Source organism: Actinomadura rugatobispora, assembly GCF_042656285.1.
Lineage (GTDB): Bacteria > Actinomycetota > Actinomycetes > Streptosporangiales > Streptosporangiaceae > Spirillospora > Spirillospora rugatobispora.
This window is the reverse complement of the sequence record NZ_JBHSON010000012.1, coordinates 18,239-32,234: the sequence shown is the minus strand read 5'-3', so window position 1 is coordinate 32,234 and position 13,996 is coordinate 18,239. Positions and strand designations below refer to the sequence as shown.

Below are 13,996 nucleotides of genomic sequence, written 5' to 3'. Positions count from 1 at the left end.
ACACCGCGACCGAGGGAGACGATGGGTGAACGCCCCCCGAGAACCGGACTCGGCCAGCGAACTCTTCACCCTGTTCAACCGGCTCACCCGGCCGCTCCCCTGGCGGTTACACGTACGCCCGTTCCCGGTGGTGGTCATCGAGCCGGGCACCATCGCCGTCGACGAAAGCGCGTACATGGCGGCGCTGCACAAATGCGCCGAGAAACTGAACCTCACCCACCAGTACGTGGAGTTGAGCGAGAACGGAGAGCAGGGCGGCGAGTCGCGCAACCCCCGCTCCAGGGCATGCACGCTGCTGGACCGGTTGACGCAGAATATCCACTGGGTCGCCGAATCCCCTCATTACGGCGCGTTCCGTTTCCCCCGATCAGACCTGGTCAGGACGCTGGAGGAGGCCGCCGCCGCGGCCCGGGGCCACGCATCCGATTCACAGGACATGTCGGCCGTCGCGGTGACGGCCTGGAACAGGCAGGCGAGCCTGTTCCCCAGACGCAACCGGTCCGCCAACGTCTTCGCCCAAGGCGCGACGGTGGCCGCCTTCGTCATGGCGGTGGCCGGCGGCATCATCGGCGGGTTCGCCGGACAGAACAACTGGATCGCGCTGGCCATCACAGGAATCCTCTTCGGCCTGCTTTTCCTGACCGCCGCGCTCCCCGCCCGCGGAGTCTGGCTCCCGGTCCTCTCCCGCGTGGGCTTCGGCGGCCGATACCGGTGGCTGGCCACGTCTTCCCTCATCAGGATCCTCGGGGACGGGAGCGGCGGCGCCCAGGGCCGCACCGGCTTCGAGGGGCGCCTCTACGAGGTCCTCAGGCGCCTGACCACTTCCGCCCCCCACGACTTCCTGCTCCGGATCAAAACGCTGGCCTTTCTGGAGGACATGCGGGCGAACCACCGCAGGCTCTCACCCGACCTGCGCGGGTTCAAACGTTCCGCCCCTCCCGTGCTCTTCCTCAAGGGGGTCACCGAGAAGAACGGCGGGATAGACCTGCTGGCGGCGTTGAGCGACATCCGCAGCCAGCGCAGCGAAATGCACCCGCTCCTCGTCATCGCCTCAGCGGACTCCGCCCACCGCGGCGAACTCCCCGGCCCATCCCCCACCCCCGAACGGAAGTCACTTCTGGGCATCTACGGGGGATGGCGCGCGGCGCTCGGCACCCTCCAGCCCCCCAGCAGCCACGTGCCGCTGCCCTGGCTGCTCCGCCTGCCCGTCCAGCCCGGGGACGCCGCCTCCATTCCCTCGCGTCCCGCGACACCCCGCCGCCGCCCCCGCTGGACGTGGGCCTGGTCCAGGCGCGGACTGTTCGCCGGAGTGGCGGCGCTGGCCATCATCGCGGGCATGGTGCAGGCCAGCCTTCGCCTGGACTACTGCAACGTGGGGATCACCTTCGACTGGAGCACCGACACCCGTTTGCACAGGCATCCCGACGGTTTCAAGGAATGCGCGGGAGTCGCGACCGGGAAAGTCCGCTTCGAACGCGGCCGGCCAAGCGTCGGAATCGACAGCGAAGTGCGCCCGCCCAGCCCCGGCAACACCGGCTCCCGGCTGACTCTCGCCGACCTGCAAAACAAGATCAACAAAGAGAACGAGCGGGTCAGAAAAAGCAGAAAACCCTATGTCACCGTGCTCCACGCCGGGGCCTTCACCGCCCGGCAGGGCGAACATGACCGCGCCGTGAGCAGCATCAGGGAACTCGCGGGCGCCCACCTCGCACAGGTGCGGAACAACGGGCGGCAGCATCCCGGCCAGGTCGGCAATTTCCTGCAGGTGCGGCTGCTGCCCGTCAACACCGGCCAGGACATGGGCCTGGCCGGAATCGCCGCCGACCGCATGCTGGATCTCGCCCGCAGGGATCCGACGGTCATCGGCGTGGTGGGCCTGGCCCGCAACACGGCGCACACGCAAAGAGCCATCCGGCGACTGCACGACGCAGGCCTCCCCGTGCTGGGCACCGCCAACTCCTCGGACCGCCTGCCCGCACTCCCGCATTACTATTCGCTGGCCTCGACCAGCCTCGAGCAGGCCACGGCGGCCAAAGCGGCCGCACGTGAGAAATCGGGGACCCGCCCGATCGAGCGCATCATGATCGTGTCGAGGGCGTCCGACCCCTCCGACGACGCCTACGGCCCCGAACTGGCCTCCGGCGTGCTGGAGGCGCTGCGACCTCGCCATGTGGACAGCGTGCCGTACCTGAGCTCCAACGACATCTCCGACAAGGTCCGGAACGCCTGCGCAGGGGCGGATTCCAGTCCCTACACGCTGGTGTACTTCGCCGGGCGCGCCGAAGACCTGTGGGGCTTCATGCACGGCCTCGCCCTCGGCGGCTGCACCGATCGGGAACTGACCGTGGTGGCCGGGGACGACGTGACGAAGTACCAGTTCGGGACCGGGCCGTACCAGGTCGCCCTGCATCCGAAGATCACCTTCTACCACACCGCCTTCGCCCACCTTCCGCACCTGATCGCGAACAGCCGGGCCACGATCAGCTCCTTCTTCCTCCTCGCGCGCAATCCCGCCTTCCTCGGCCTCGGCAACGGAGCGACCATCCAGGGGGCCGACCCGGTACTGGTCGACGGTCATATGGCCCTCGCCTTCGACGCGACCTCGGCCCTGATACAGGCGGCGCAGAATTCCTTCAACGTGCTCGGGCTGAACCGGCCGGATCCGGCCCAGATTCCGGGCAGCCGCTCGGTCACTTCGGGCTCCGTCCGGCTCGCCCTGCCCCACGTCACGGTGCCCGACGGCGCGACCGGGAAGGTCGACCTCACCCGGGAGACCCACAGCCGGGCCGGGCCGGGCAATCGGGGCCTCACCCTGGTCAAGATCACCGCTCAGGACGGGCGGGTGAAGTCCGAGCCGGTGTGCGGACGGCTCAGCGGCGGCGGCGCCTCGGCTCCGGGCCTGGATCCGTGCCCGCGGCCGCCGCTCAGCGGTACTGGTTGAGGGGGCGGCCGGGGCCCTTGCCGACCTGGTCGACGAACAGGCGGGCCAGGGCCTCGTGGCCCCGGACGGTCGGGTGGAAGCTGCGCGGCTCGGCGGCCAGGGCCGAGACGCTGACGGCCAGGCCGTTCATGTACGGGTCGGAGCTGCCCACCTCGTGCCCGGCGAACGTGCTGTAGGCGTCGGCGAACTCCACGCTGCCGGCCCCGCCGGTCGCGGCGATCCGCTGGTCGGCCTCCGCCGTGGTCTGCCGGATCAGCTCGTTCAGGTCGCGGGCCCGCGCGTTCAGCCACTGCTGGTCGGCGACCGAGAGGTTGTCGCCGCCGGCGCCGTCGGCCTCGGAGAACGCCCGCGGGTACCCCATCACGATCACCCTCGCCTTGGGCGACTTCGCGGTGACCTTGGAGTACAGGTCGGGAAGCGTGCGGCGCAGCTCGGCCATCCGGGCGGCCACGTCGCGGCCCTGGTCGGAGCAGCTGCGGCTCCAGGGCAGCTTGACCACGCACCCGGCCAGCACCTTGGAGAACCCGACGTCGTTGCCGCCCACGCTGATGGTGATCAGGCTGGTGTTCGCGTCGATCCGGGTGAGCTGGGAGGGCTCGCCCGACTTGCCGCTCAGGAAGGTGCGGGTGGTGGCGCCCGAGCAGGCCCAGAACGCGCTGCCCTTGAACGGGAAGCTCTTGGCGACCTGGTGGTAGTAGGCCTTGGAGGTGCGCTGGCAGCGTTCCAGCGGGTTCTGGTCGGCCACGGTGGCCTCGGCGCCGAGGCCCGAGGAGTAGGAGTCGCCCAGGGCCACGTAGGTACCCTGCGCGGCGGCCTCGGCCGGGGTGAGCGCCCTGCGCTGCGGCTGCGCGCGCGCCGGATCGGCGCTGGCGACCTTCATCTTCGCAGGGCAGCCGGCGCCGAAGACCTCGCACCGGACGGCGGGCAGCGCCACCAGCGGGGTGATCGCGACCGCCAGCAGTCCGACCAGCACCGCGACCGCCCGGCCGCGCGGGCCGAAGCGTACGCCCGGGATTCGCATGCCACCGTCCCCTTCTCCGGCTCCCCCTTGGCAGACGCCGCGAGGGCCGCCCGGGTTCCCGCCTTTACATTGTAGATTATTTTCCGTACCGCGCGCTCAACGATCTTGAGTGCGGGATCCTGGGACGGTGCTCTCCGTGCTGACCGGTCTGGGCCTGTCGTCCGCGGCGGGCCTGAACGCCTTCATCCCCGCCCTCGTCGTCGGCCTGCTCGACCGCCACAGCGACCTGGTGCGGCTGCCCGCGGAGTTCGCCTGGCTGGCCGACGGTCGGGTGCTGGCACTGCTGGCCCTGCTGCTGGCCGCCGAGGTCGTCGTCGACAAGGTCCCGGTCGTCGACACCGTCAACGACATCATGCAGACCCTGATCCGCCCCGCCTCCGGCGGCGCCGTCTTCGCCGCCACCGAGGCCGCCGCCCGCGTCGACGACTCCACGTTCATGCGGGACAACCCGTGGATCGGCTGGACGCTCGGCATCGCCGTCGCCCTCATCGTCCACCTCACCAAGACCTCCGTCCGTCCCGTCGTCAACGCCGGCACCCTCGGCGCGGGCGCACCCGTCGTCAGCACCGTCGAGGACACCTTCTCCCTGGGCATGAGCCTGCTTGCCGTCCTCGCCCCGGTGGTCGCGCTGATCGGCCTCGCCATGCTCGGCTACGTCGGATACCGCCTGCTCCGCCTCCGCAGACGACGCGAGGAGCAACCGGGCTGAGGCCCGCCGGCGCCGCACCGCCAACGCGACGACCACCACCACCGCCAGCACCCCCGCCAAGGCCCAGCCCGCCGCGCCGAGCAGCCGCTCCAGCCGCGCCACCGAGGCCCCCGCGAACGCGCCGAGCCCCACGTACACACTCGCCCACAGCAGCGCCCCGGCCAGTGAAGCAGGCAGGAAACGGCCGTAGGGCACCCGCGACGCCCCCGCCGCGGCCGGGGTGAGGGTCCGCACGACCGGGACGAGCCGCGTCAGGAACACCGCCGCGGCCCCATGCCGGCGCAGCGCCGCCAGCGCCCGCTCCCAGTGCCGCTCGCCGAGCCTCTGGACGACCCGCGTCCGCCCCAGGCGCGACCCGTACCGGCGCCCGATGCCGTAACCGACATGGTCGCCCGCCGTCACCCCCAGAGCCACGACCACCAGCATGCTGGCGAACCGCACGGGTTCCGCCGCCGACGCGCCCAACAGCAGCACCGCCGTCTCTCCCGGAACCAGCGCGCCGAGCCCGAGCCCCGACTCCGCGAACGCCAACAACCCCGCGACGACCAACACGACCGCGAAGGGAAGCTCCCCCATCGTCCGGACGCCGTCGACGATCCATTCCACCCCGTGCCCCCGCGCGTTCGACCGCGCCGCCCAGGGGCAACCTTAATCAACCGGACGAAGCGGGCAAAGCCCGACACCCCCGGTAGGTCAGAGCTCCGCCCACATCACGACCCGCGGACCCAACTCGTGCAGACCCGCCCCGACCTCGGCGTCCCAGTGAGCGCGCAGGCCAAGCCCCCAACGCTCGCGCGGGAGCTCCTCGAAACCGTGCGCGGCGTACCAGGGGCCGTTCCACGGCACGTCCCGGAACGTCAGCAGCGAGACCCCGGGCGACCCCGCCTCCGCCGCGCGCCGGAGCACCTCCTTGAGCAGCCTGCCGCCGATCCCCTTCCGCACGTGGTCGGTGTGCACGCTGATCTGCTCCAGGTGGACGGCGCCGTCCACCTCCTCGACCGCCGCGAACCCCACCGGCGGATCCCCGGCCACGAGGATCTCCGCCCGCTTCTCGATCATCATCTCGACCACCATCGGGCCGGGCGGGAACACGATCCCCAGGGGGGTGAACAGGGCGTCGCCGGACTGCTCGATCCCCGGCAGCACCGGCCAGTCCTCGGGCCGTGCCGGGCGCGGTTCCAGATCCATGCCGCGATCGTACGTCCGCCCCGTCCCGGCAAACCGCATCCACACCACGCTGCGAACCCCGTCGGCGCGCACGCCCCACTCCGAGGCCAGCGCATCGATGATCCGCATCCCGCGCCCGTTCTCGGCCAAGAGGTCGTCGCACAGCCGCGGCCGCGCTCCCCCTGCCCCGTCGTCCGCCACCTCCGCGCGGACGCGGACGCCCTCGTCCACCACGCTCACCTCGACCCGGCCGCCCCGCCCGGACGCGGTGTGCTCGACCGCGTTCGCGAACGCCTCGTTCACACACGTCCGCACGTCGTCCAACGCGGGATGCCCTGCTCCCAGAACATCCCGGACGTACGCCCGCGCCAAGCCTGCGGCACATTCAAGCCCCGGCAGCGTGACCCCGACCCCCGCCCCGTTCACGCCGCCGCCGCGATCGTGCGCGCGACCTCGTCCAGCCGGGCCGCGTCGACCTCAGCGCCCCGCCAGAGCAGCAGCCACGCATGGCCGCACTGCACGGCGACCACCGGCTCCCAGTGCCCGTCCCCGCACCGCACGTACAGGACGGGCTCCGCGCACCGCGGGAACTCCAGCCGGCACCCCAGTGAGCCCGTCCACAACCGCCACGCCAACCCGGCCAGGAGCGCGTACCGCATCTCGCTCGGCGCCATCACATCCCCTTTCGGTCCTGATGTCACCGGCCAGATTCATCGCGCTCCGCACACGCGACAACACTTTCGGCTTCGCCCGCGACGTCCAGTCACTGGATTTCCAGAGTCCCTGGATCCTCGTGGCCCATGACTGCACACCGTGACACTCTGATCACATGGCGGAATCACCCCCCTCGACGGCCCGCCTCCGCAAGATCGGCCGCACCCTGCGGCAGATCCGCGAGGAGGCGGGCCTCACCCTCAACGCCGCAGGCCGCCGCATCGAACGATCGGGCTCGTCCCTCAGCCTGATCGAGAAGGGAACGCAACTACTCCGGCTGCGCGACCTCAAACACATCCTGGACGTCTACGACGTCGACCCCGACACCCACCACGCCCTGATGACCCTCGCCGCCCAACAACACCAACAAGGCTGGTGGGACGACTTCAAAGACACCATCCCAGCCGATGCGCTGGATTACACCTCGCTTGAGAACGACGCGACCCACCTGGACGCCTTCGAGATGGGCTTCATCCCCGGTCTCCTCCAGACCGAGGACTACGCCCGGTCAATCGTCCGATCGGATCTTGAGGAGGCACAAACCAGCAAGATGGATGGCTTCCTGGCCTTCCGGATGCGACGTCAGCAGATACTGGATCGTTCTGCTCCGCCTCGGCTGCGCCTGGTCATCGACGAAGCTGCTTTGCGTCGCACACGAGGCGGCCGCACGGTGATGCGCGAGCAGCTTTTCAAGCTGCTCGACGACTCCCAAAGACAGCACATCACCGTGCAGGTTCTCCCCTTCTCCTGTCGAGAGGATCCGGGAGTGACCGCAACCTTCTGGATGCTGGACGTCGGCCGACCGCCCATCCTGAGCTCGGTTCTCATCACCCACCTCACCGGCAGGCTGCATCTGGAAGGCAAAGCAGACCTTGAGCGCTACAGCGCGGCATTCGACCGGCTGCGCACCTCAGCCCTTACCGAGCCGGATTCCCAATCCCTGATCAAGCGCCTAGTCTCGGACCTATGAACGCATCGCCCCTGTCCCAGGTGACCTGGCGCAAGAGCAGCCACAGCCAACTCCAGGCGTCAGAATGCGTCGAAGTGGCGGCGATGACGGAAGCCGTGGCAGTACGAGACTCCAAGGATCCGCACGGCCCCGTCCTCACCCTCCCACCCACCACATGGCACTCACTCCTACGCAACCTCAAAAACGCCTGACCAGCACCTAGCCTCGCCCTATGAACGAGGCCCGCCCCTCCCCCACCCGCTGGCGCAAGAGCCGCCACAGCAACAGCCAGGCTGGCGAATGTGTCGAGGTTGCAGGACTAAGCGACGCCGTGGCCGTACGCGACTCCAAGGACCTGGGCGGCCCCGTCCTCCCCCTGCACGCCGCCACGTGGCGCTCACTCCTGCGCGACATCAAGAACAGCTAACGGGTCTTGCCGGAGTCGTAGCCGGCGTCCAGATGGACGGTGATGTCGTCGGGCGGCGGACCCAATTCGTCCAGCTCACCGCCACCGGGCGCCTTGGTGATGCAGCCGTCGACCGCGAGGTCGTCCAGGATCAGGCCGACGATCCGGTCGTAGGCGGCCAGGGCGATCCGGTTGAGCCGGGCGAACACCCCGGCGGCGATCCATTCGTCGCGGCGATTGCGGATCGTGGTTGCCGAAGCCGAACCACAGGACCTGGAGCAGCTTGCCGAACACGAGCCGGTCGCTGATGCGCCGCCGGTGACAACCCAGCGGATGCGCCGGGTCGTACACCCGGCCGCTTGGGCAGCAGCGCCTCGAACTGGACCCACAACGGTTGCGCGAGCTCTTAATCAGCGCCACGGGGCCACCTGCATGAATAGCCGACGACGTTATGGCGAGGCGTTCGCCGAGCGATTCCGGTGCGCCGGCGGGGGTTCCTTCGAGAGCTGCGTAAAACCGGGTGATCCTGATTGGTCCGGGGCGGTACCGTCCCGCATCATGATCACCGAGGCATGGGCACTTCTGGACGCCGGCGACATCCCCGGGCTGCTGGGGCACCTTCGATTCAACGCGGAGAGCATGGAGCAGGCCGAGGTGGCGCGGCTCTTGGAAGGGGCGGCCGCCCGATCGGGTTTCGACGATCTCAGGGAGGCGGCCGCCGCCGTCGCCGCCGACCCGGCCCGCCCCCAGACTCTGTACGCCTTCGGTCACGCGTGCGTGGAACGGGGCGTTTCCTTCCTCGCGGTGCCGGCGCTGCGCTCGGCCCTCACCATGGCGCCCCGGTCTACGGCGGTGCTGAACGAACTGGTGGCTGCTCTGGAGGACGAGGTCAGGCACGCGGAGGCCGTCACCGTGCTGGACGAGCACACCGCCATCCTGCGCCCCTGGCCCGACCGCTACCTCGTCGCGTACAACGCGCTCATGGCCGGGGACCTGGCCCGCGCCACCGGGGAGGCCGAGCGGCTGTCCGTGCCGAAGGACGACCACTGGCTGCCCGCGCGCGACCGGCTCGCCCGGATGCTCGCCCGCGCCCATGCGATCCGCGCGGTCAGCCCGCTCGACGCCAAGGACCTGCGGGGCTGGCATTTCGTGCTCAGTGGCGGTGTGCTGGCCACGCTGTCGCCGTACGGGTTCGACGCCGGTATGACGGGCCGCTACGCGTACATGGGCGACGGGTACGGCGGCTGCCGCCGCAGCCTGGACCGGCTCCGTCTGATCCTGGCCGCGGCCGGACGGGAGCCGAAGGTGATCGGCCTGCTCCCCGACCGGTCGAGCCACATCCTCGGGCTGGCGGCCGCGCGGGTCCTCGGCCTGCCCGCCGAGCCGTTCGCCCCGGGACGTCCCGACACCCTCGTCGTGGCCTACAACCTCAACGAGACCGACGTGAGCGAGCTGTGGGAACGTACGCCGGGCCAGGTCCTGTTCGAGCACGCCACCTGCTGGACCACGCCGGCGCCGGTCAGCGCGGACGTCAGCGGGTTCCTGCACCAGGCGGTGACGGAGCCATGGGGCGAAGGGCTCCGGCAGGGAACGGACGGCTCCCTGCAACGGATCCCGCCCGACGAACGACCCGTCGAGGAATTGGCCGACGAGATCGTACAAGCCGCGCCCCTTCTGGACGAGGGCGACGGCGCCACGCCCCCTGACCGCGATGAGGCGCTCCACCACCTCGTCGCGTTGATTCGCGACCATTGGCTGAGCGGCCCCCGCAGCCGCGTCCGTTCCCCTGGCCCCGTCCCCAGTTCCCGCTTCCTCTAACTGCTGGACATCGTGCAGATCGCCCTGGATCTGCCGGCCTGGATGCCCGCCGGGCTGGTCGAGGCCCGAGTGACGGTCCGCGACGGCCGTGCCGAGAAGGTCACGCTGCCACGTGGACGCCTTCGCGCTCGAACTGGACCGGCCCAAACAGGACATGAAACGCTCGCTGCTGGTCGAGGGGTACGGCATCCCGCTGGGCGGGGTGCCGGCCCCGGCCGATCGAAACGATTCCCCGCTGCTGGGCTCCACCCTCGACAAGCTCGATGACCTGGGCCACTGCCCGACGAGATCACTGCCCGACGAGATCACCGTCAGTAACCTGGCGCGCCGCGCCTGGACCACCCACGTCACCAATCTGCGCGACCTCTAAGCGGCGCTCAGCCTCGGCTCATGACCGACCTACGTTCACTGGCGCACGAGCAGCCACAGCCAACTCCAGGAACCGGAGTGCATCGAGGTGGCCGAGGGTGAACGACACCGTGGCAGTACGAGACTCCAAAGACCCGTCCTCACGCTCCCGCCCACCACCAAAGGTGGCTGACCTGCCCCCGGTGTCCTGAGCCGTCAATTCGGCGTCCGATGTTCGATCGTGATCGGCCGTCGCTACTGCCTGAGGAACTCCGATGCCTGACGCCATGTGTCGGACAGTTCCGGGTCGTCCGCGGTCCAGGTGGTCGACCGGAGCGATCCGCGGTCCCGGAACGCGCGCATGATCTGCAGGTGAACAGGCAGCTTGACGAAGTTCCGCATGGCCTGATCGCTTTCCCATAGGGAGACCGAGCCGGACCTGCGCCGTAGGGGTTCCAACCAGAGCCAGTGCCCGACGGCGCCCTCCAGGGTCGGCCACAGGCGCGTCAGTCGTGTGCCCGCCCGGTAGATCCTCGGCATGTCCCAGAGGTGGTCGGCGGTGAACTCGGTGACGCTGACGAGCACGTGGCCGTGGGCGTCGGCCGGTCCAGGCGTCCAGGCGCTTCTCAGCACGAGTCAGTCCTCCGGAAGGGCGTCGGGGTCGGTGGCGTGGCCGCGCAGCCGCTCCAGGACGGCACGGCGGGCGCGAGTGAAGGTGATCTCGCGGCCGACGAGCCGCGAGTGGATCACCGCGGACTCGCCCAGCGCATCGATCTCATAGGCGAGCTGCCCGGTATCGAGGTGGCCGGGAAGCTCGCCGAGGGCGATGGCCTCGTCGAGGAGCGACCGGATGAACGCCAGCCAGTCGTGGATCGACTCGGCCAACCTGGTGTGCACGGCACCGGGCCGGTCGTCGAACTCGGTCTGGGCGGCGAGGAAGAAGCAACCTCCCGGCAGCGCGCCGTCGGCGTAGAAGGCCAGCCGCGCCTCATGGAGCGCGAACACCCTGCGCAGACCGGGAGGTGTGCGCAGGGCCGGTGCCACGACCCGGTCGGTCCACTGGCGGCGCGCCCAGTCGATCGTGTCGAGCTGCAGGTGTTCCTTCTCCTTCCAATGGGCGAACAGCCCGGACTTGCTCACGCCGAGGTGCTGGGCGAGGCGTCCGAATGACAGGCCCTCCATGCCGTGCACCGAAGCCAGCGCCACGGCGGCGTCCAAGACCGCCTCCCGGGTTCGCCGCCCCCGCAGCAGCCGGCCGTCTCCCCGTCCCTCGTCTTCCATGCCGCCGAGGATACTATAAGACCGACCGGTCGGACTTATAGTGAACCCTGCGGTGGTCAGTGTCCGGAGTCGTCAATTCGGTGGCAGTCGATCGTGGTGCTTCAGCAGCATCCATGATCACGCGAAGGCCGCAGTTTCCGGACGCGATCGCTTCGCACCGTCTGTGAGCGGCCTGTCATCTGATCGCCTTGTGGGCTGAGGCGTGGTGAGGCGGCAGGGCCGCGGTGGTGTGATGTCGATCTGGACGAGGGCAGTGCGGTGGTCTGCCGACAGCTGCGGCGACGCGACGGGCGACTGACAGTGCCCGCCCAAGACCGCGCGAAGCACCGGGATGATCTCGCTGGAGCGCACCACCATCGCGGCGCTGCGCACCGCGCCTGGCAGCAGGCGGAGGCGGACGCCCACGGCGAGGGCCCGTACCGGCTGTGGACGGTGTTCAGCCTTGGCTGTTCACACTGTCAGTGTCCCCAAGCGACGTCTTAGCGGACGATCACCCGCACAGCGGCGAGGTTCTGGACCAGGCCGTATGGGGTGTCAGGGTCGCCGTTCTGTTGCGCGGTTACGCGGGCGACGGTGTCGTACGTGCCGGGCTTGACGAAGGTGTGAGTCGCCCGCTGGTGGATCACGGATCCATTCGGGGACGGAGAGGCCGTGAAGGTGCCGGTGCCCTTGAAGTCCCACTCCACTCGAACGATCTTTCCTGCGCCGGGCGGGACCTGGGCGCTGAGGGAGAACGTGACGGGTGTGCCGGCGTGGTGCGGACCTGGGTCGGCCCTCAGTGTCGCGACCGGCTGGACGCCGTGGCGTTGCGCGGCCGTTGGCGCGAGCCGAACCTGGGTATCGGGGTCGATGCCGTAGCCGGTGGTGGCGGGAGGCCGGATGCCGCGGGTGACCCAGGCGTCCAGGTAGAGCAGTGCCTGCTGCAATGCGCCGTCGTATCCGACGATGTGGGCGGCGGCGTCGGTTTCGGGGCTGGTGGCGGGGCCGCGGCGGTCGTGGTCGGCGTTGTCCATGTACCAGAGCCGGTAGCCGCCGCCGAGGTCCGCGTCGCGGACCTTGCGGTGGTACCAGTCGGCGAACCAAGGGTATGCCTGGACGTCCATCGTGGACGCCAGCATGATCATTCTGCCGTGGAAGCGGCCGGTGGCGACCGCGCCGCCCGCTCCGGCGGCCAGGATCGGCCCGACGAGGGTCGGTCGCTGTGGCCCGGCAGGAAGGCCGTTCGCGGTGCGGTATTGGTTCCAGCCGTACTGGTCCGGGCCCGGGACCTGATGGCGCTGGTAGTACTGCAGCGCCATCAGCCAGGAGTTGTCGATCCGCACCGACGTGCCGGGCTTGATCTGGTCGGTGACCGACGGGTCGGCCCCGGCCCCGAAGGTGAGGGTGCGCCCGGTCACCCTTCCGATCGGCACGACCTTGCCCGCCGCCGGTCCGCTGGCGATGACCAGATCCGCGCCCGCAGTCTCCCCCTCCGGCACGTCCGCCAGCACGAGCCCCCTCGGCGAGCCGACCAGACCCGTCGCCGTCGTGTCGTGGCGCACCCGAGCCGCACGCACCGCCGGCTCGCCACCCTCATAACCCGCCTTGGACCAGAAGTCGTCGGAATAGGTCGGATCGAGGGCCCGGACCCCCGGCTGGACGGCTTGGAAGGCGCCCCCGTCCAACGTCGCGTACTGCCACCACCCGCGCAGCGGGAAGCCCAGACGTGTCACCTCGCGCAGGATCGTGCGCTGTTCGGCGTTCAGGCCCGCGTAGGGATTGCCGCTGCCGCCGGGCGCCACCGCCTCGGCGACCTCCGGCAGCTTGTCGCGCAGCACCCGCGAGGCCAGCAACTGAGCGGTCATGGAACTGGGGATGCCGTTCGGGACGCCCGGAACCATGGGAACACCACCGTCCCAAACGCCTCTGCTGTTCTCCAGCCCACCGAGCGTCTGGTACGCGCCGCCACTCGCACCGTAGAGGTAGCCGCGCGGCCGCACAGAGGAGCGGTAGATCTTGGCCGCGACGGTCCGGGAGTATTTCGCCGATGCCGCGTTCACCCGGTAAGGCCCGACTTCAGCGGCGGCCGTGACACCTCCGCCGTTGTTGGTCGAAACTACGTATGCGCCGTTGGAGATGGCGAAAGCGACGGTTTCCGACGCCGCGTCCTCCTGCGTCACCGTCGGGTAGGTGGACTCGAAGAAACGCCCCCGATACTGGCCCGGTGCCGGGAAGTAGAGCGAGAATCTCGCGTTGGTCCCGCTGAATCCGCCGTGGACGTAGCGGTAGTGGACCGTGACGCCGGTCGCCGGGTCGGTCGTAGTCCCGGGCCGGTCGGCGTCGATGTAGGGCTCGTCCAACACCGGGTCGACGCACGCGGCTGTGATGAACACTGGGCCACCGGCCGTGAGTGGCCTGCACCAGGCCGTCCCTTCTGCGGCCGTCGCCACGCTCGCCGGGATGACGACGGCGGCCAGCGCCGTCATCGAGGCCAGCGTGGCGGGTGCGGGTGCCGCGGCGATGCGCCTGGTCCACGTACTGCTGGTTCTCCTTGACATGACCATCCTTTGCGGGGGTGGGATGAGGCGGCTCGGTCGCCGTGAAGACGGCGCCTGGAAAGCGGCACGCGGCCGACCCCACAGGCAACCGCGGCCGCTCATAGA

The 13,996-nt window shown here is 69.9% G+C and carries 13 protein-coding genes and 3 pseudogenes; 8 read left to right on the top strand and 8 right to left on the bottom strand.

The genetic code is table 11. From position 1 onward, the window contains the following. Positions 1 to 25: 25 nt before the first annotated feature. Entirely contained in the window at positions 26 to 2,941 is a 2,916-nt protein-coding gene (locus tag ACFPZN_RS10790) for a hypothetical protein (protein ID WP_378281715.1), read from the top strand. Here ACFPZN_RS10790 and ACFPZN_RS10785 read toward each other — a convergent pair. Then, on the bottom strand, positions 2,925 to 3,962 hold the full coding sequence (locus ACFPZN_RS10785) for an SGNH/GDSL hydrolase family protein (RefSeq protein ID WP_378281714.1): 1,038 nt from the start codon (positions 3,960 to 3,962) through the stop codon (positions 2,925 to 2,927). The two genes, ACFPZN_RS10790 and ACFPZN_RS10785, sit on opposite strands and share 17 nt — an antisense overlap. 127 nt (positions 3,963 to 4,089) lie before the next feature. Between ACFPZN_RS10785 and ACFPZN_RS10780 the strand changes: the two genes are divergently transcribed. Further along, the gene (locus ACFPZN_RS10780; RefSeq protein WP_378281713.1) at positions 4,090 to 4,671 is read left to right on the top strand and encodes a DUF4126 domain-containing protein; all 582 of its coding nucleotides are present in this window, start codon (positions 4,090 to 4,092) and stop codon (positions 4,669 to 4,671) included. Between the two features lie 129 nt (positions 4,672 to 4,800). Here the strand turns inward: ACFPZN_RS10780 and ACFPZN_RS10775 are convergent. The 3 genes and pseudogenes from ACFPZN_RS10775 to ACFPZN_RS10765 all read right to left on the bottom strand — a co-directional run. Then, a pseudogene (locus tag ACFPZN_RS10775) lies at positions 4,801 to 5,247 on the bottom strand (DedA family protein); the annotation flags it as partial. A 117-nt stretch (positions 5,248 to 5,364) separates the two neighbouring features. Beyond that, positions 5,365 to 6,264, bottom strand: coding sequence for a GNAT family N-acetyltransferase (locus ACFPZN_RS10770; RefSeq protein WP_378281712.1), 900 nt, complete (start codon positions 6,262 to 6,264; stop codon positions 5,365 to 5,367). Beyond that, positions 6,261 to 6,512 carry a hypothetical protein gene (locus ACFPZN_RS10765; protein WP_378281711.1) on the bottom strand — a complete coding sequence of 84 codons (252 nt, stop codon included), beginning with the start codon at positions 6,510 to 6,512 and terminating at the stop codon, positions 6,261 to 6,263. The genes ACFPZN_RS10770 and ACFPZN_RS10765 overlap by 4 nt, the downstream gene beginning before the upstream one ends. A gap of 155 nt (positions 6,513 to 6,667) precedes the next feature. Here ACFPZN_RS10765 and ACFPZN_RS10760 point away from each other — a divergent pair, with 155 nt between their 5' ends. Genes ACFPZN_RS10760 through ACFPZN_RS10750 form a run of 3 tightly spaced genes read left to right on the top strand, consistent with a single transcriptional unit; the run spans position 6,668 to position 7,928 of the window. After that, positions 6,668 to 7,522, top strand: a complete 855-nt coding sequence (locus ACFPZN_RS10760) for a helix-turn-helix domain-containing protein (RefSeq protein ID WP_378281710.1) — start codon at positions 6,668 to 6,670, stop codon at positions 7,520 to 7,522. Continuing rightward, complete coding sequence (locus ACFPZN_RS10755) at positions 7,519 to 7,713, top strand: DUF397 domain-containing protein (protein ID WP_378281709.1); 195 nt, start codon at positions 7,519 to 7,521, stop codon at positions 7,711 to 7,713. The genes ACFPZN_RS10760 and ACFPZN_RS10755 overlap by 4 nt, the downstream gene beginning before the upstream one ends. 20 nt (positions 7,714 to 7,733) lie before the next feature. Further along, on the top strand, positions 7,734 to 7,928 hold the full coding sequence (locus ACFPZN_RS10750; RefSeq protein ID WP_378281708.1) for a DUF397 domain-containing protein: 195 nt from the start codon (positions 7,734 to 7,736) through the stop codon (positions 7,926 to 7,928). Here ACFPZN_RS10750 and ACFPZN_RS10745 read toward each other — a convergent pair. Further along, positions 7,928 to 8,298, bottom strand: a pseudogene (locus ACFPZN_RS10745) (IS5/IS1182 family transposase); the annotation flags it as partial. The gene ACFPZN_RS10750 and the pseudogene ACFPZN_RS10745 overlap by 1 nt on opposite strands. Positions 8,299 to 8,465: 167 nt before the next feature. Here ACFPZN_RS10745 and ACFPZN_RS10740 point away from each other — a divergent pair. The 3 genes and pseudogenes from ACFPZN_RS10740 to ACFPZN_RS10730 form a co-directional block, all read left to right on the top strand. Further along, positions 8,466 to 9,725 (top strand): hypothetical protein, encoded by a 1,260-nt coding sequence (locus tag ACFPZN_RS10740; protein ID WP_378281707.1) that lies wholly within the window; start codon positions 8,466 to 8,468, stop codon positions 9,723 to 9,725. A 112-nt stretch (positions 9,726 to 9,837) separates the two neighbouring features. Beyond that, the gene (locus ACFPZN_RS10735) at positions 9,838 to 10,095 is read left to right on the top strand and encodes a hypothetical protein (RefSeq protein WP_378281706.1); all 258 of its coding nucleotides are present in this window, start codon (positions 9,838 to 9,840) and stop codon (positions 10,093 to 10,095) included. Positions 10,096 to 10,143: 48 nt separating this feature from the next. Beyond that, positions 10,144 to 10,266 (top strand): annotated as a pseudogene (locus ACFPZN_RS10730) (DUF397 domain-containing protein); the annotation flags it as partial. 62 nt (positions 10,267 to 10,328) lie between these two features. Here the strand turns inward: ACFPZN_RS10730 and ACFPZN_RS10725 are convergent. The 3 genes from ACFPZN_RS10725 to ACFPZN_RS10715 form a co-directional block, all read right to left on the bottom strand. Continuing rightward, positions 10,329 to 10,706 carry a hypothetical protein gene (locus ACFPZN_RS10725; RefSeq protein ID WP_378281705.1) on the bottom strand — a complete coding sequence of 126 codons (378 nt, stop codon included), beginning with the start codon at positions 10,704 to 10,706 and terminating at the stop codon, positions 10,329 to 10,331. Positions 10,707 to 10,709: 3 nt separating this feature from the next. Further along, complete coding sequence (locus ACFPZN_RS10720) at positions 10,710 to 11,354, bottom strand: TetR/AcrR family transcriptional regulator (RefSeq protein ID WP_378281704.1); 645 nt, start codon at positions 11,352 to 11,354, stop codon at positions 10,710 to 10,712. A gap of 479 nt (positions 11,355 to 11,833) precedes the next feature. Beyond that, on the bottom strand, positions 11,834 to 13,819 hold the full coding sequence (locus tag ACFPZN_RS10715) for a PKD domain-containing protein (RefSeq protein ID WP_378281703.1): 1,986 nt from the start codon (positions 13,817 to 13,819) through the stop codon (positions 11,834 to 11,836). Positions 13,820 to 13,996 lie beyond the last annotated feature (177 nt).